This window comes from Pseudomonas sp. TE9122 (genome assembly GCF_056278925.1).
The window spans coordinates 1,132,963-1,149,291 of record NZ_JBWBQI010000001.1; the positions used below are offsets into that span (position 1 = coordinate 1,132,963).

At 60.9% G+C, this 16,329-nt stretch carries 14 protein-coding genes; all 14 read left to right on the top strand.

The window, feature by feature from the left end; genetic code table 11:
- Positions 1-422 precede the first annotated feature (422 nt).
- A complete protein-coding gene (rfbF, locus tag ACZ9BE_RS04980) occupies positions 423-1,196 on the top strand; it encodes a glucose-1-phosphate cytidylyltransferase (RefSeq protein WP_041478997.1) in 774 nt (257 codons plus the stop codon).
- Complete coding sequence (rfbG, locus tag ACZ9BE_RS04985) at positions 1,178-2,260, top strand: CDP-glucose 4,6-dehydratase (protein ID WP_457264008.1); 1,083 nt, start codon at positions 1,178-1,180, stop codon at positions 2,258-2,260. The genes rfbF and rfbG overlap by 19 nt, the downstream gene beginning before the upstream one ends.
- On the top strand, positions 2,257-2,817 hold the full coding sequence (locus ACZ9BE_RS04990) for a dTDP-4-dehydrorhamnose 3,5-epimerase family protein (RefSeq protein ID WP_056783766.1): 561 nt from the start codon (positions 2,257-2,259) through the stop codon (positions 2,815-2,817). Before rfbG ends, ACZ9BE_RS04990 begins: the two co-directional genes overlap by 4 nt.
- Positions 2,814-4,040: a methyltransferase domain-containing protein gene (locus ACZ9BE_RS04995; RefSeq protein ID WP_476248976.1), complete on the top strand. Its 1,227-nt coding sequence runs from the start codon at positions 2,814-2,816 to the stop codon at positions 4,038-4,040. The genes ACZ9BE_RS04990 and ACZ9BE_RS04995 overlap by 4 nt, the downstream gene beginning before the upstream one ends.
- Positions 4,037-4,888 carry an NAD-dependent epimerase/dehydratase family protein gene (locus ACZ9BE_RS05000; protein ID WP_476248977.1) on the top strand — a complete coding sequence of 284 codons (852 nt, stop codon included), beginning with the start codon at positions 4,037-4,039 and terminating at the stop codon, positions 4,886-4,888. The genes ACZ9BE_RS04995 and ACZ9BE_RS05000 overlap by 4 nt, the downstream gene beginning before the upstream one ends.
- Positions 4,885-5,955 (top strand): class I SAM-dependent methyltransferase, encoded by a 1,071-nt coding sequence (locus tag ACZ9BE_RS05005; protein ID WP_476248978.1) that lies wholly within the window; start codon positions 4,885-4,887, stop codon positions 5,953-5,955. Before ACZ9BE_RS05000 ends, ACZ9BE_RS05005 begins: the two co-directional genes overlap by 4 nt.
- Before the next feature lie 17 nt (positions 5,956-5,972).
- Positions 5,973-6,710 (top strand): cephalosporin hydroxylase family protein, encoded by a 738-nt coding sequence (locus ACZ9BE_RS05010; protein ID WP_038860482.1) that lies wholly within the window; start codon positions 5,973-5,975, stop codon positions 6,708-6,710.
- A gap of 55 nt (positions 6,711-6,765) precedes the next feature.
- Complete coding sequence (locus ACZ9BE_RS05015; protein WP_095180709.1) at positions 6,766-9,678, top strand: glycosyltransferase family 2 protein; 2,913 nt, start codon at positions 6,766-6,768, stop codon at positions 9,676-9,678.
- A gap of 28 nt (positions 9,679-9,706) precedes the next feature.
- Complete coding sequence (gene pseB / locus ACZ9BE_RS05020) at positions 9,707-10,708, top strand: UDP-N-acetylglucosamine 4,6-dehydratase (inverting) (protein ID WP_460142888.1); 1,002 nt, start codon at positions 9,707-9,709, stop codon at positions 10,706-10,708.
- Positions 10,705-11,868 carry a UDP-4-amino-4,6-dideoxy-N-acetyl-beta-L-altrosamine transaminase gene (gene pseC, locus ACZ9BE_RS05025; protein WP_476248979.1) on the top strand — a complete coding sequence of 388 codons (1,164 nt, stop codon included), beginning with the start codon at positions 10,705-10,707 and terminating at the stop codon, positions 11,866-11,868. The genes pseB and pseC overlap by 4 nt, the downstream gene beginning before the upstream one ends.
- 6 nt (positions 11,869-11,874) lie before the next feature.
- Positions 11,875-12,570 carry a pseudaminic acid cytidylyltransferase gene (gene pseF / locus ACZ9BE_RS05030; protein WP_095180711.1) on the top strand — a complete coding sequence of 232 codons (696 nt, stop codon included), beginning with the start codon at positions 11,875-11,877 and terminating at the stop codon, positions 12,568-12,570.
- A complete protein-coding gene (gene pseG, locus ACZ9BE_RS05035; protein WP_476248980.1) occupies positions 12,567-14,072 on the top strand; it encodes a UDP-2,4-diacetamido-2,4,6-trideoxy-beta-L-altropyranose hydrolase in 1,506 nt (501 codons plus the stop codon). The genes pseF and pseG overlap by 4 nt, the downstream gene beginning before the upstream one ends.
- Entirely contained in the window at positions 14,065-15,117 is a 1,053-nt protein-coding gene (gene pseI, locus ACZ9BE_RS05040) for a pseudaminic acid synthase (RefSeq protein ID WP_150636650.1), read from the top strand. Before pseG ends, pseI begins: the two co-directional genes overlap by 8 nt.
- Positions 15,118-15,344: 227 nt before the next feature.
- On the top strand, positions 15,345-16,271 hold the full coding sequence (locus ACZ9BE_RS05045; RefSeq protein WP_016771093.1) for a ketoacyl-ACP synthase III: 927 nt from the start codon (positions 15,345-15,347) through the stop codon (positions 16,269-16,271).
- Positions 16,272-16,329: the final 58 nt, after the last annotated feature.

The window sequence follows — 16,329 nt, forward strand, 5'->3', positions numbered from 1 at the left end:
AGGAGCTGCCGAAGGCTGCGATCTTTTGCTCTTGCTCTTGCTGTTCTGTGGGAGCGAGCCTGCTCGCGAAGGCGGCCTGACCGCCGACCCATTTCTTGCTGGACGCACGCGATCCAACTGTTGGAATTGGCGAAGGCTCGGGCTGCGATCGGACGATCTTTTGCTTTGGCTTTTGATCTCTTGCCCCTCCACGCCCTCAGCCCGTCCGTCATTCTGTTGCCACTTCCATCGAAGCCTCTATCAGCTATCTCCCAAAACCCGGCTACGAGCTGGCGCGTTTCCTGCAAGTGCCCCGCAAATCGCCATAAAACGAGCGCTCGCGGTGTTTCCTCCTGCGCCCGTAGCGGCAGAAGGTTTGGCCAGAAGGCCTGCGACGCTCAAAAAAGCAGTGCGCAGCCCGGTGACGTACGAGAGGGGAGACGATGAAGGCAGTAATTTTGGCGGGTGGCCTCGGCACGCGCATCAGTGAAGAGTCGCACCTCAAGCCCAAGCCGATGATCGAGATTGGCGGCAAGCCAATTCTCTGGCACATCATGAAGCAGTATTCCGCCCACGGGATCCACGACTTCGTCATTTGCCTGGGCTACAAGGGCTACGCGATCAAGGACTTCTTCGCCAACTACTTCCTGCATACATCCGACGTCACTTTCGACATGCGCAACAACCGCATGGACGTCCATCAGAATTACAGCGAGCCGTGGAGTGTGACCCTCATCGACACCGGCGAGGAAACCATGACCGGTGGCCGCCTGTTGCGTGCCGCGCGTTATCTCAAGGATGAAGAGGCGTTCTGCTTCACCTATGGCGATGGCGTTTCCGACATCAATATTGCTGAGCTGGTCGACTATCACAAGGCTCACGGCCGCTTGGCGACCGTCACTGCGGTGCAGCCGCCAGGTCGTTACGGCGCGCTTGAACGCCAAGGTGACCAGGTGCTGGGTTTCACTGAAAAACCCCGTGGTGACGGTGGCTGGATCAATGGCGGTTTCTTCGTGCTGTCGCCAAAAGTGCTGCCCTACATCAGCGATGACAGCACCACCTGGGAAGCCGAGCCGTTGGCCCGTCTGGCTCAGGACGAACAACTGAAGGCCTTCGAGCATGAAGGTTTCTGGCATCCGATGGACACCCTGCGCGACAAGAACCATCTCGAAGCGCTGTGGCAGAGCGGGGAGGCCCCATGGAAGCAATGGGCCTGAGTGCGGAGTTCTGGCGTGGCAAGCGCGTCTTGGTCACCGGACACACTGGATTCAAAGGCAGTTGGCTGACCCTTTGGCTGCAAAGCCTCGGCGCGCAGGTCAGCGGTTTTTCCCTGGATCCGTCGACTGAGCCAAGCCTGTTCGAACTGGCGCGCGTACACGAAGACATCAATGATCAACGCGGCGATCTGCGTGACCTCGGCGCCTTGCTGGAAATCATCGCCGAGACCGAACCGGAGATCGTCCTGCATCTGGCGGCGCAGCCGTTGGTGCGCGAGGGCTATCGCGATCCGCTCGGCACCTATTCAAGCAATGTCATGGGCACGCTGAACCTGCTCGAAGCGATTCGTCAGGTCGGCGGCGTGCGCGCCTGCGTGCTGGTCACTACCGACAAGGTCTACGCCAACAAGGAATGGCTGTGGCCGTACCGCGAAGACGAAGCCCTCGGTGGCCACGATCCTTACAGCAGCAGCAAGGCCTGCTGCGAGTTGCTCGCGCAGTCCTACGCCGCGTCGTTCTTCCCGGCGGACAAACATGCCGAACACGGTCTGGCCCTGGCGACCGCACGCGCTGGCAATGTACTGGGCGGCGGTGACTTTGCCCCGGAGCGACTGATTCCCGACGTGCTCAAAGCCTGGAGTGCCGACGAGCCGGTGACCCTGCGTTACCCGCAAGCCGTGCGCCCATGGCAGCACGCCCTTGAACCGCTGGCGGGTTACCTGCAATTGGCCGCAGGCCTTTATGAGCGAGGTCCGGAGTATGCCGGCGCGTGGAACTTCGGCCCCGGTGAGGCGGACATGTGCAGCGTCGGCGAAGTCGTCGAATTGCTCGCCAGCCGCTGGCCGCAGGCACCTGGTTTGCGTATCGAAAAAAGCGAACTGCATGAAGCCGGCCTGCTGCGCCTGGACAGCAGCCGTGCGCGGCAATTGCTGGGTTGGCAAGCGCGCTGGACCTTGCAGCAATGCCTGGCCCAGACCCTCGACTGGCATCTGGCCTGGCAGAACGGCGATGACATGCGCGCTGTAACTCTGGGCCAGTTGAATCTGTACCGAGGCGCGCTGTGAGCGAGTTTTCCCTGAAAGCGTTGCCATTGGCCGGTCTGTTCAGCATTCAGCACAAACGTTTCGAAGATCAGCGCGGGCACTTCGCCCGGTTGTTCTGCGAGGGCAGCCTGATTGCGTTCGGCAATGAATTTCATATCCGCCAGATCAACCACTCCTGCACCCGCGAGAAGGGGAGTGTGCGTGGCCTGCATTATCAGAATGCCAACGCCCCGGAAGCCAAACTGATCACGTGCCTGCGCGGTGAGGTCTGGGATGTGGCGGTGGATCTGCGGCCGGACTCGGAGACGTTTTTGCACTGGCACGCCGAGCACTTGAAGGCGGGCGATGGCCGCAGCCTGTTGATTCCGGCCGGTTTCGCTCATGGCTTTCAGACGCTTACCGCAGACGCCGAATTGCTCTATCTGCACAGCGCCGATTACGCGCCGGAGCACGAGGGCGGCTTGTCGGTGAACGATCCTCGGCTGGCGATTGCCTGGCCGTTGCCTGTCAATAATTTGTCAGCGCGCGATTCCAGCCATCCTGCGCTCGATCAACACTTTGCTGGAGTGCGTCTATGAATTGCCGTGGGTGCGCCGCACCGCTGAATCTGCCGCTGATCGACCTCGGCACTTCGCCGCCGTCCAACGCCTACGTGCACGCCGATCGCCTGGAGCAGGCCGAGCAATGGGTCCCGCTCAAAGTCGCGGTGTGCCAGCAATGCTGGCTGGTGCAGACCGAGGACTACACCAGTGCCGATAGCCTGTTCGATGCCGAGTACGCCTACTTCAGTTCGTTCTCCAGCACTTGGCTCAATCACGCCGAGCGCTATGTCGCCGAGATGAGCGAGCGCTTCGGACTTAACGCCGACAGTCGTGTGGTCGAAGTCGCCGCCAACGATGGTTACCTGCTGCAATACGTCGCCGCGCGCGGGATCCCGTGCCTGGGCGTCGAGCCGACTCGCAGCACCGCACAGGCTGCACGCGAGAAAGGCCTGGAAATTCGCGAGCTGTTCTTCGGCCGCGACACCGCCACGCAATTGCGCAAAGAAGGCTGGAACGCCGACCTGATGGCGGCCAACAACGTGCTCGCGCATGTGCCGGACATCAACGATTTCCTCGCCGGCTTCGCGACGTTGCTCAAGCCGACCGGCGTCGCCACTTTCGAGTTTCCGCAACTGCTGACGCTGATGGCTGGCGCGCAGTTCGACACGCTGTATCACGAACATTATTCCTACCTGTCGCTGACCGCCGTGCAGACCCTGTGCGAGCGCAATGGCCTGGAAGTGTTCGACGTCAGCCAGTTGAGCACTCACGGCGGCTCGCTGCGCGTATTCGTGCAGCGCAAGGACGGCCAGCGCCGCGCTGTTCTCCCGGCAGTTCAGCAACAATTGCAGGCCGAACTCGCTGCCGGGGTAAAAACCCCTGAGTACTACGCGACCCTCGCGCCTGCTGCCGAACGCATCAAACATGACCTGCTGCGCTTCCTGTTGCAGGCCAAAGCCGACGGCAAACGTGTGGTCGGTTACGGCGCGGCGGCCAAGGGCAATACCTTGCTCAATTACGCCGGCGTCAAAGCGGATCTGCTGGCCTGGGTGGCCGATGCCAATCCGCACAAGCAGGGCAAGTTCCTGCCGGGCAGCCGCATTCCGATCGTGGCGCCAGCGCAGATCGAAATCGACAAACCGGACTACGTGCTGGTGCTGCCGTGGAACCTGCTGCAAGAGGTCAGTCAGCAACTGGCGCAGGTGCGTCAGTGGGATGGGCGCTTCGTCATCGCCGTGCCTGAGTTGAAAGTGCTGTGAAAGTTCTGGTCACCGGCGCCACGGGTTTTGTCGGTCGGCATCTGGTTGCTGCATTGCTTGAACGCGGCTGCGAAGTTCGCGCGGTGGCGCGCAATGCCGAAACGGCGCGAAGCATGCCGTGGATCGAGGACGTCGAGTTCGTCAGCGCGGATATTCACGCTGCCGATCTGAATGTCGTCGCGCTGACCGAAGGCATCGACGCACTCGTGCATCTGGCCTGGCCGGGGCTGCCGAACTATCGGGCGCTGTTCCATTTCGAGCACAACCTGATGGCCGATTACCGCTTTATCAAAAGCGCGATAGAGGCGGGCGTGTCGCAGGTGCTGGTGACCGGCACTTGCTTCGAATACGGCATGCAGAGCGGCCCGCTCAGCGAGTCGACCGAGCCACGGCCGAGCAATCCCTACGGTCTGGCCAAACATACGCTCCACCTGTTTCTGCAGAATCTGCAGCAGGAGCAACCGTTCACATTGCAGTGGGCGCGGTTGTTCTATTTGCACGGCGAAGGGCAGAACCCCAACAGCCTGTTGGCCGCGCTGGACCGGGCAATCGATAGCGGCGAGGCGTCGTTCAACATGTCGGCCGGTGAGCAGTTGCGCGATTTCCTCGCGATTGAAACCGCCGCGAGTCATCTCGCCGCGATCCTCCATCAGCGCGAGTTCGACGGCGTGATCAACTGCGCCAGCGGCCATCCGGTGTCGGTGCGTGCGCTGGTCGAACAGCGCTTGCGTGAGCGTGGCGCAACCCTGGCTCTGAACCTCGGCCATTACCCGTATCCGACCCACGAACCGCTGGCGTTCTGGGCCGTCACCGAGCGTTTGCAACAGTTATTGGGAGAGTCGCCATGAGGCACGAGTTGTACCGGGCCACCGGCCTGCCGGTATTGCAGAACCGCACTTTCGCCGATGCCGAATCGGCGCGGGCCTCGGCCAGCGCCGACATGGTCCTGGTTCAGGACGAGCGTAGCGGTCTGGTCTTCAACGCCGCGTTCGATGCCGACAAGCTCAGTTATGACGCCGACTATCAGAACGAGCAGGCGCACTCCGGTCAGTTCCAGAAGCATTTAAGTGACGTCGAAGGCATCATCGGCAAGCACTTCAAGGGCCGCGAGCTGATCGAGGTCGGCTGCGGCAAGGGCTACTTTCTCGAGCTGCTCAAAGGCCTCGGCTATTCGATCACCGGCATCGACCCGGCTTATGAAGGCGAAAACCCCGAGGTGATCAAGGCGCCGTTTACGCGCGGCCTCGGCCTGGCGGCAGATGCCATTGTGCTGCGTCATGTGCTGGAGCACATCGAAGACCCGGTGAGCTTTCTGGCCGTGATCGCCGAGGCCAATCAGGGCGGGCAGATCTATATCGAAGTGCCGTGCCTGGACTGGATCCTCGAGCACAAGGCCTGGTTCGACCTGTTCTACGAACACGTCAATTATTTCCGCCTCGATGACCTGCGCCGGATGTTCGGCACGGTGCACGAGGCCGGGCATCTGTTCGGCGACCAATATCTGTACATCGTCGCTGATCTGTCGACGTTGCGCCTGATACCCGAACAACCGGTGCCGCGCCTGACTCTGCCTGAAGATTTCAGCGCCAGCCTCGACCGTGCTGTGCAGATCATCCGCTCGGCGCCTGCGCAGGGTTCGGCGATCTGGGGTGCCTCGTCCAAAGGCGTGATCTATTCGCTGTACCTGCAACGCGCCGGCGTTGCGGTCGATCGCGTAGTCGATATCAACCCGGCCAAGCAGGGGCGTTATCTGCCGCTGAGCGGCGCGCGCGTGTCCTCGCCGCAAGAGGCCATGGATGCGCTGCCGGAAGGCGCGCACCTGTTTGTGATGAATTCCAATTACCTCGAAGAGATCAAGCGGATGACCGGTGGACGCTACGTCTATCACGCCGTCGACAGCGCTTCGTTCCAGTGACCCTTGAGATGACCAACATGACCGACAACAGCATCAACCAAGCCTTCGAAGCCGAGTGCCGCGAGCAGATCGCCCAGCAAGGTGACGACCCGAAACTGACCGGCCTGGCCCGGGATTTCTTCAACGAATCGGCCAAGCACAAATACAGCTACCACTTCTCGTGGATGGGCCGCCCGATCATCCAGCTGCCGCAAGACATGATGGCCATGCAGGAGATCATCTGGCAGGTCAAGCCGGACCTGGTTATCGAGTGCGGCATTGCCCACGGCGGTTCGATCATCTACTACGCCTCGCTGCTCGAGCTGCAAGGCCACGGCGAAGTGCTCGGCATCGACCTCGACATTCGTCCGCACAACCGTGAAGCCATCGAAAGCCACCCGATGGCCAAGCGCATCAAGATGATCGAAGGCTCAAGCATCGACCCGGCCATTGCCGCTCAGGTGCAGGCCGCCGCCAAAGGCAAGAAAGTCATTCTGGTCCTCGACTCCAACCACACCCACGATCACGTGCTCGAAGAGCTGCGCCTCTACGCGCCGCTGGTGTCGGTCGACAGCTATTGCGTGGTCATGGACACCGTGGTTGAAGACATGCCGGCCGATTTCTTCCCGGATCGTCCATGGGGCCCGGGCGACAACCCGAAAACCGCCGTGTGGAAGTACCTGGAAGAGAACCAGGACTTCGAAATCGACCAGCAATTGCAGAACAAACTGCTGATCACCGTGGCGCCGGACGGCTACCTGCGTCGCGTTCGTTAATTCGCAACATTTACCCAGAGTTGTTTCGGCGAGTCGCCGGTTGTGGAGAGAAGTTATGCAAGGCAAGTACAGTTCTGAACTGACGCTACCGCTCGATGAGCTGTTGACGGTGGTGCTCATTACCCACAACCGACCGGCGTTCCTGCGTCGGGCTGTGAAGTATTACAGCGACTTGCCCTGCAAGATCATGGTGCTCGACTCCTCGCCGGAACGTCCGGAAGGCGATTTTTCCGCCGTCGATTACCATCATGTGCCGCAATTCGCGTACTGGGGGATGCAGGCCAAACTGGCCTATGGTGTCGAGCAACTGACCACGCCGTACATGGTGCTGGCGGCCGATGACGACTTCATCCTGCATGATTCATTGGCCGAATCCGTGGGTTTCCTGCAGGCCAATCCGGATTACGGCATGTGCCACGGCTACTGCCTGATGTACCTGACGCTGGCCGGTGGCGTCAGCTACTACCGCCGCGACAAAAAGGTCCAGGAAGACTACTGCTCTGAACAGGCTCAGGAGCGGGTCATCGATTACATGAGCCAGTACATCCCGCCGTTCTATGCGGTGACCCGTACTGATCTGATGAAGACCTGGCACTCGGCATTGCCACCCGGCACCAGCTTCCAGTGGCAGGAAATCGGCCATGTCTATTTCCTGCTGGCCAGTGCCAAAGCACGGATTCTGCCGATCCCTTATGTGGTTCGGGAGATCAACTACGGTGCCTCCGAGCACAGCACCGAGGTGTATCACTCGCTGACCTACGTCGATGCCAAATCGGTCGCCGAGCGTGAAGCCTTTGCCGAGTTCCTTGCCGCGCTGCCAACCCAGATCAAAGGGCTGAACGCCGAGCAGGGCAAAGCGCTTGCCCTGCAAAGCTTCGAGGCAATGGTCGACAGCCTGCAATCGAATCGAGCGCTGACTGCGGAGCTGATCATCCAGTCCACCTGGAATCAGGAGCTCAAGTACCCGGATCGTCGTTTCGGGCCTTTGCAGTACGTGGAAATGCCGTTCTACAACGAGGCATTTTTCGACCGCCTGGCGCAGTTCGAATTCATGCTGCACGCCATGCCGGCGGGGCGCATCCAGCTTGAAGGCCTGGAGGGCGTCTGGACCCGTCAGGCGCACTTGCTGCAAGCACGCAACAACGACACGCCGGAAAGCGTTCTCGACCGTTTGTGGCAGGCTCACGATCTCAATGCGTTCAATCGCACCGTGATCAAGCGGCTGGCGGCTCAGCTGACTGCGATGGGCCAAGCCGAAGAGGCGCAAGCGATGCAGGCCTGGATCGAGCGTCTCGAAGCGTTGACCGTCGATGACCATCATGCGGTCATGGACAAGATGCAGTCCGGTCGCCTGCTCAACTGGCTGGCCGCACGTGCGCCCGGCGCTCACCTCGAGGCAATCGGCCAACATCTGGCGGTGAATGGCGGCGGGCCGCAGTTCGGCATTTTTCTGCTGGATCTGGACGACGACATCGACAAGCTTCAGGTGTCTCTCGACAGCTTGCTGGAAGGGCAGTGCAAGGCCTTCCGCATTGTCGTGTTCACCACCGGCGAAGCGCCCGCCGCGACCACGGCGCAGAACACCCTGCATTTTGTCCGAGTGACCGCGGGCAATCTGATCGACAAGCTCAATCAAAGCGCTCGTCAATCGCCGTGTGACTGGCTGCTGTTGGCTGAAGCCGGTGATGAGTTCACTGCCAGCGGATTGTTGCGCGCCAGCCTGGAGTTGATGAACGCCGGCGATTGCCGCGCGGTATCCACCGACGAAATCCAGCGTCAGGAAAACGGTGCCCTGACCGACGTGTTCCGGCCGGGCTTCAACCTTGATCTGCTGCTGAGCCTGCCAACGCTGATGGCGCGGCACTGGCTGGTACGGCGCGATGCGCTGGTCGAAATCGGCGGCTATCGCGCTGATTTCAGTCAGGCACTGGAGCTCGATGTGCTGCTGCGTCTTATCGAAGAACACGGCCTCAACAGCCTGGCTCACCTCGACGAGCCGCTATTGATCAGCCAGGCACCAGAGCTGGTCGAGAATGCTGACGAGCGCCTGGCGCTGCTGCGCCATTTGGGCAATCGCGGTTACAAGGGCAAAGTGACGTCAGCGGTCCCGGGGGTTTACCAGATCGACTACCACCACAGTGATCGTCCGCTGGTGTCGATCATTATTCCGGCGGGCAGCGATTTGGCGGTGCTGCAACGTTGCCTTGAAGGTGTGTTGCTGCGTACCCGTTACCATCACTATGAAGTGCTGATCGCCGCGACTGCGGATCAGACGGCTGAGATCAATGACTGGCTCGGCACTTACAAGCACTCCAGAGTGCAGGTGCTGCGTACTGATCGGACGTTGAGCGCAGCAGGATTATTCAACGCGGGCAGTCGTCAGGCGCGTGGCGAGTACCTGGTGCTGCTCGCCGCCGATGCGGAAGTGGTCAATCCGAACTGGCTCGACTCTTTGCTCAACCATGCTCTGCGTCCGGAGGTCGGCGTGGTCGGGCCAAAACTGATCGACCGTGATCGCAAGATCAGCCAGGCGGGATTGATCCTGGGCATGAATGGCGGGGTCGATTCGCCCTTCGTCGGTGAAGATCACGATGCCGATGGTTACCTGCACCGCTTGGCGGTGGAACAGAACTACTCGGCGGTATCGAGCGTGTGCCTGATGGTCCGCAAAGAGTTGTACGAGGCGCTCGGCGGTCTGGACGAAAGCACATTTGCCGAAGGCTTCAGCGATGTCGATCTGTGCCTGAGCGCCGGGCAGGCCGGTTATCTGACGGTATGGACTCCGGCGGTGCAAGTCATCCATCAGGGCGGTATGCCTGACGCCCCGCAAGCGCTGCTGGCCCTGCGCGAAAAATGGCCGGCGGCATTCGTTCAGGATCAGGCCTACAACGCGAACCTGAGCCTGAAGGGCAAAGGCTTCGTGCTCGATGACAATGCTTCACTGGACTGGGCACAGTTGCTCGCTTAAGCCTGGCGACAGGGACGGAATTGAAAAAATGTTCAACGGTAAATCGATCTTCATCTCCGGCGGCACCGGCTCGTTCGGGCGCAACTTCATCCGTCACTTGCTGGAGCAATACCAGCCCAAGCGTGTGGTGGTGTTCTCCCGCGACGAGCTGAAACAGTACGAGATGCAGCAGACCTTCAATGCGCCGTGCATGCGTTATTTCATCGGTGACGTGCGTGACGCCGACCGCTTGCGTCAGGCCATGCGCGGCATCGATTATGTGGTGCATGCCGCCGCGCTAAAGCAGGTGCCGGCGGCGGAATACAACCCGACCGAATGCATCCGCACCAACGTCAACGGCGCGGAAAACATCATCGCCGCTGCGATCGATAACGGCGTAAAGAAAGTCGTCGCGCTGTCCACCGACAAGGCGGCCAGCCCGATCAATCTGTACGGCGCGACCAAGTTGCTCTCGGACAAATTGTTCGTCGCCGCCAACAACATTGCCGGCGAGCAGCAGACCCGATTCGCGGTAGTGCGCTACGGCAATGTCGCCGGTTCGCGCGGCTCGGTAGTGCCGTTTTTCAGCAAGCTGATCGCTGACGGCGCGCAGGAGTTGCCGATCACCGACGAGCGCATGACGCGGTTCTGGATCACCCTCGACCACGGCGTGCAGTTCGTGCTCGACAGCTTTGCGCGGATGCACGGCGGCGAAGTGTTCGTGCCGAAGATCCCGTCGATCCGCATCGTCGATCTGGCGCGCGGCATGGCTGAACATCTGCCGCACAAGAACGTCGGCATCCGTCCCGGCGAGAAGCTGCATGAGTTGATGGTGCCGCTGGACGATGCGCGCATGACTCTGGAGTTCGAGGATCACTACACGATTCAGCCGTCGATTCGTTTTACCAGCGTCGACGTCGATTTTGCCGTCGATAAACTTGGCGAACGTGGGCGTGCGGTGGGCGAGGATTTCGAGTATCGCTCGGACACCAACCCGCATTTCCTTTCAGTGGGGCAGATCGCCGATCTGCACGCGAAGCTGTCGGTATGATTCCTTACGGTCGGCAGAGCCTTGATCAGGCGGACATCGATGCGGTGGTCGAGGTGCTGCAATCGGACTGGCTGACCCAGGGGCCGACTATCGAGCGCTTCGAGCAGGCCATGGCTGAGCGCTGTCAGGCGGATTTCGCCGTGGCGGTGTGCAATGCCACGGCGGCGCTGCACATTGCTTGTCTGGCCGCTGACCTGGGGCCGGGCGATCGCTTGTGGACCTCGCCGAATACGTTTCTGGCTTCGGCCAATTGCGGGCGCTATTGCGGCGCCGAGGTTGATTTCGTCGACATCGATCCGCTGACCTGGAACCTCGATGCCGTTGCCCTTGAAGCAAAGCTCGAACAGGCCGAACGCGATGGCACGCTGCCGAAAGTCCTGGTCGCCGTCGCGTTCTCCGGGCAGAGCTGCGATATGCGCAAGATTGCCGACCTGGCGGTGCGCTACAACTTCACCGTGATCGAAGACGCCTCGCACGCCGTGGGCGCCAGCTACGCCGGGCGTCCAGTCGGTTGTGGCGACTTCGCGGCGATGACGGTGTTCAGTTTTCATCCGGTGAAGATCATCACCAGCGCCGAGGGCGGCATGGTCCTGACCAATCGCCCGGCGCTGGCCGAACGTCTGCGACGCCTGCGCAGCCACGGCATGACCCGCGATCCCGAGCACATGACCGAGCCGAGCCACGGGCCGTGGTATTACCAGCAAGTCGAGCTGGGTTTCAATTATCGGATCACCGATCTGCAGGCGGCGCTGGGTCTGTCGCAGCTGCGCAAGCTGGATGAGTTTGTCGCACGTCGGCGCGAACTGGCCGCACGGTACGATCAGTTGCTTGCTTACCTGCCGCTGACCTTGCCGAGCGCGCAGCCGGAAGCCGATTCGGCGTGGCACCTGTATGTGGTGCGCGTGCAGACCGAGCGCTGCAACCTCAGTCATCGTCAGGTGTTCGAAGGTTTGCGCAGCGCTGGCATCGGCGTCAATCTGCACTACATTCCCGTGCACTTGCAGCCTTACTATCGCGAGCTGGGCTTTGCCGAGGGCGATTTCCCCGAGGCCGAGCGCTATTACGCCGAAGCGATCAGTTTGCCGCTGTTCCCTTTGCTCAGTGAGACACAACAAGATCAGGTGGTCGAGCAACTGCGTCGGCTGCTGCTTGAGGAGTAAGGCACCGTGAGCTGCGTCGCGATCATCCCCGCCCGTGGTGGCAGCAAGCGCATTCCGCGCAAGAATCTCAAACCGTTCGACGGCGTACCGATGATCGTCCGCTCGATTCGCACGGCGCTGGAGTCAGGGCTGTTCGAGAGCGTTGTGGTCAGCACCGACGATGACGAAATCGCCGACGTCGCACGAGCACATGACGCTGAAGTGCCGTTCATGCGACCGGCCGATCTGGCCGATGATTTCACCGGTACCGCTGCGGTGATCGTGCATGCCTTGCAGCAATTGCCGACGTTCGATTACGCCTGCTGCGTGTACGCGACCGCGCCGTTGTTGCAGGCGCGTTATCTGCGTCAGGGTCTGGATTTGCTCAAGCAGCATCCGCACAAGTCGTTTGCCTTTTCGGTGTGCGGTTTCGGTTTCCCGGTGCAGCGCGCACTGACCCTCGACGAGGAGGGCGCTTTGATGTCCATGTACCCCGAATTTCGTACCACCCGTTCGCAGGATCTGCCCGAAGCGTTTCAGGATGCCGGGCAATTTTACTGGGGGCGCAGCGAAGCGTGGCTGCGTGGCGAGACGCTGTTCTCGCCAGCGAGCCTGCCGGTGATCCTGCCGCGTCATTTGGTCCAGGACATCGACACGCCCGAAGACTGGCAACGCGCCGAATATCTGTACGCCGCACTCAGAGCCGGCGGAGAACTGCAATGAGAGTGCTGATCCGCGCCGACGCCTCGCCAACCATCGGCAGCGGCCACATTGCCCGCTGCCTGACCCTGGCGCGGATGCTGCGCGGGCAGGGCAGTCATGTTGCGTTTGCCTGTCGGCGTTTGCCGGGGCATCGACTCGAAGCCTTGAATGCCGAAGGCTTCGAGACCTTTGCACTGCCCGAGCGCTATCGCGACGAAGACCCGCTGCAGGCCATCGAATCGATGTTGCCGTGGCAGTTCGATATTGATGCACTGGGCCTGCTGCTGGATGGACAGGCACCGTTCGACTGGATCATCGTCGACCATTACGGCCTCGATCATCACTGGCAAACCGCTGCCCGGCGCTGGGCGCATCGAATCGCCGCCGTGGATGATCTGGCCACGCGGCGTTACAGCGTCGATCTGCTGCTCAATCAGAACCTCTCGGGCTTGAGTGAAAACTACGCGGCGCTGCTGCCGCCAGGCTGTCGCACCTTGCTCGGCCCGCGCTACGCCATGCTGCGCGAAGAATTCAACTGCGATGCCATCGAGATCAAACCGAAGGCCCGGCGCGTGCTGGTGAATTTCGGCGGTTTCGACGCGGCGAGGCAGACTCATCATGCGATGCTGGCGCTGGCTGATTTCACTGAGTTGCAGGTGGACTTCGTCGCTGGCGCCGACAACCCGGCGTGGACGCAGATGCAAGCGTTGGCCGAGACGCGACCGAACTGGCGCCTGCACAGTTTCGTCAGCGATTTCCATCAGCGCATGACTGAGGCCGATCTGTTTATCGGCGCCGGCGGTGGCACCAGTTGGGAGCGCGCGGCGTTGGGTTTGCCGACGATCTGCATCGCCGTGGCGAACAATCAGCAGGCCAACGGCGAAGTCATGGCCGCTGCCGGTGCGCATGTGTTCATGGGTGCTCGGGAACAGGTCAGCGTCGAGCAGTTGCGTGATGCGGTCGGCTTCGTCGTAAACAATCATTTTCTACGCCGCAGCCTCGCCGAGCGCTCGCGGCAACTGGTCGACGGACGCGGTGCCGAACGCGTGGCGGCCTCGCTGGCCGGTGCGGTGCTGAAACTGCGCCCGGCAACCCAGGACGATGCGCAGTTGCTGTTCGATGGACGCAATGCCGAAGCAGTGCGGCGCTGGTCGCTGGAAACCGGCGTTATCGATTGGGTGCAGCATCTGCACTGGCTGACGGCGAGTCTGCGCAATCCGCAGCGACTGCTACTGATTGCCGAGGCGGACGACGGCCCGGTCGGGGTGCTGCGTTACGACTTGCGCGGGTTCGAAGCCGAAGTGTCGATCTATCTGCTGGAAGGGCGTTTCGGCCTCGGTTGGGGCAGGGCAGTGCTCAGCCGTGGCGAAGCGTTTGTCGCTGCGCACTGGCCGCAACTGACACGCATCACTGCCCGGGTCATGCCCGCCAATCAGTCCTCATTGAAAGTTTTTCGCGACGCCGGGTTCATCCAGGAAACCTGCGCGTTCAGCCGTGTTTTGAAGGATCACCCGCATGTCTAGTTTCAAGATTGGCCACCACACCATCGGTGCCGATGCGCCGCCGTTCATCATTGCCGAGATGAGCGGCAACCATAACCAGTCTCTCGACGTCGCTTTGCAAATCGTCGAGGCGGCGGCCAAGGCTGGAGCGCATGCCTTGAAGCTGCAAACCTACACCGCCGAAACCATGACCCTGGATTTGGCTGAAGGCGAATTCTTCATCAAGGATCCGGGCAGTCTGTGGGCCGGCACGTCGCTCTACGATCTCTACGAAAAAGCCCACACACCGTGGGAGTGGCACGCGCCGATTTTTGCTCGGGCCAAAGAGTTGGGAATGCTCGCGTTCTCGACGCCGTTCGATGACAGCGCGGTGGATTTTCTCGAAAGCCTTGAAGTGCCGGCGTACAAGATTGCCAGTTTTGAAAACACCGATCTGCCGTTGATCCGTCGAGTGGCAGCGACCGGCAAACCACTGATCATCTCCACCGGCATGGCCAGCATCGCCGAACTGGATGAAACCGTGCGTGCCGCCCGCGAGGCCGGCTGCAAGGATCTGGTGTTGCTCAAGTGCACCAGCACCTATCCGGCCACGCCACTCAACAGCAACGTGCGCACGATCCCGCATCTGCGCGAGCTGTTTGGTTGCGAGGTGGGGCTGTCAGATCATTCGATGGGCGTTGGCGTGTCGGTGGCGGCGGTGGCGCTGGGCGCGACGGTGGTGGAGAAACACTTCACCCTTGATCGTTCGGCCGGTGGTGTCGACGCGAGTTTTTCCCTTGAGCCTGCGGAGCTGGCCAGTCTGGTCGTCGAAACAGAGCGTGCCTGGCAGGCCATGGGCCAGGTGCATTACGGCGTCACCGAGGCCGAGCGCAAGTCGCTGGTCTATCGCCGTTCGCTGTATGTCACCGCTGACATGGCTGCCGGTGAAGCCTTTACCGGGGACAATCTGCGCGCCATTCGTCCCGGTCTCGGTCTGCCGCCCAAGCACACCGAAGCCGTCCTCGGACGCCGCGCGCACACCGCGATCAAGCGCGGTACGCCGCTGGACTGGTCGCTGGTCGAATAGGCCAATCTGCCATCGATTCGGCAAAATAGCGTGACCTGCGAGTCATAACGCGCATCTTCACTGTATTGTATTGACCGGGGAGATGGCGCCTGGCCCGTTTTGCGGTTCCAGTGATAGCCCTTTGCGCTTCCCGTGGCTGCCCGTCGTGGCGGCCGTTTTCTGTTTGTCGGCGCCCCTCGAATCCTTGCGAGCGGTGGTTTTGGGCTGTTTTTTATTGGGAAGCCGTAATGATTGGCATAAAAAGCATTGCGAGCTACGTTCCTGTAGCCGGCGTGGACAATTACGCACAAGGTGCAAAATTCGAAAAGGATGAAGAGTTCATCCTGGGCAAGATTGGTTCGGCGTTCCTGCCGCGCAAAGACGCTGAGCAGGAAACTTCTGACCTGTGCGTGGAAGCGGCCAATGCGCTGTTTGCCAGCAATCCTGAACTGAAGCGTGAATCGATCGACGCGTTGATTGTCGTCACCCAGAACGGTGATGAAGAAGGCCTGCCGCACACAGCGGCAATCGTCCAGGACAAGCTCGGCCTGCCGACCAATGTCGCAGCGTTCGATATCTCGTTGGGCTGCTCCGGTTATGTATACGGCATCTACGCGATCAAGGGCTTCATGGAAGCCGCCGGTCTGAAGAACGGCCTGCTGATCACCGCTGACCCGTATTCGAAAATCGTTGACCCGGAAGACCGCAACACCACCATGCTGTTTGGCGATGCCGCCACCGCCACCTGGATGGGCGAAAACCCGACCTGGGCGCTGGGCAAGGCCAAGTTCGGCACCGACGGTTCCGGCGCACCGCATTTGAAAGTCAGCAACGGCGTGTTCTTCATGAATGGTCGTCAGGTCTTCAACTTCGCTCTGCTGAAAGTCCCGGCGCACTTGCACGAGTTGCTCGACGATTCCAATCTCAAGGCCGATGACATCGACGCATTCTGCATTCACCAGGGCAGCGCGGCGATTGTCGACGCCGTGGCGCGACGCTTCGAAGGCGAACCGGAGAAGTTCATCAAGGACATGGTCGAGACCGGCAACACCGTGTCGTCGAGCATTCCGCTGCTGCTGGAAAAACACGTCCTCGACTCTGACTGGCAGCGCGTTGCGCTGAGCGGTTTTGGTGTCGGTCTGTCGTGGGGCTCGGCGATCATCTATCGTCCGTAAGCCGCAGCAAAAACCTCTGATACAAAAATAGCGTTCAAGGTTAACCTTGAACGCTATT

Coding starts and splice junctions, on each gene's coding strand:
- rfbF (WP_041478997.1), top strand. CDS start 423: ATGAAGGCAGTAATTTTGGCGGGTGGCCTCGGCACGCGCATCAGTGAA.
- rfbG (WP_457264008.1), top strand. CDS start 1,178: ATGGAAGCAATGGGCCTGAGTGCGGAGTTCTGGCGTGGCAAGCGCGTC.
- ACZ9BE_RS04995 (WP_476248976.1), top strand. CDS start 2,814: ATGAATTGCCGTGGGTGCGCCGCACCGCTGAATCTGCCGCTGATCGAC.
- ACZ9BE_RS05005 (WP_476248978.1), top strand. CDS start 4,885: ATGAGGCACGAGTTGTACCGGGCCACCGGCCTGCCGGTATTGCAGAAC.
- ACZ9BE_RS05010 (WP_038860482.1), top strand. CDS start 5,973: ATGACCGACAACAGCATCAACCAAGCCTTCGAAGCCGAGTGCCGCGAG.
- ACZ9BE_RS05015 (WP_095180709.1), top strand. CDS start 6,766: ATGCAAGGCAAGTACAGTTCTGAACTGACGCTACCGCTCGATGAGCTG.
- pseB (WP_460142888.1), top strand. CDS start 9,707: ATGTTCAACGGTAAATCGATCTTCATCTCCGGCGGCACCGGCTCGTTC.
- pseC (WP_476248979.1), top strand. CDS start 10,705: ATGATTCCTTACGGTCGGCAGAGCCTTGATCAGGCGGACATCGATGCG.
- pseG (WP_476248980.1), top strand. CDS start 12,567: ATGAGAGTGCTGATCCGCGCCGACGCCTCGCCAACCATCGGCAGCGGC.
- pseI (WP_150636650.1), top strand. CDS start 14,065: ATGTCTAGTTTCAAGATTGGCCACCACACCATCGGTGCCGATGCGCCG.
- ACZ9BE_RS05045 (WP_016771093.1), top strand. CDS start 15,345: ATGATTGGCATAAAAAGCATTGCGAGCTACGTTCCTGTAGCCGGCGTG.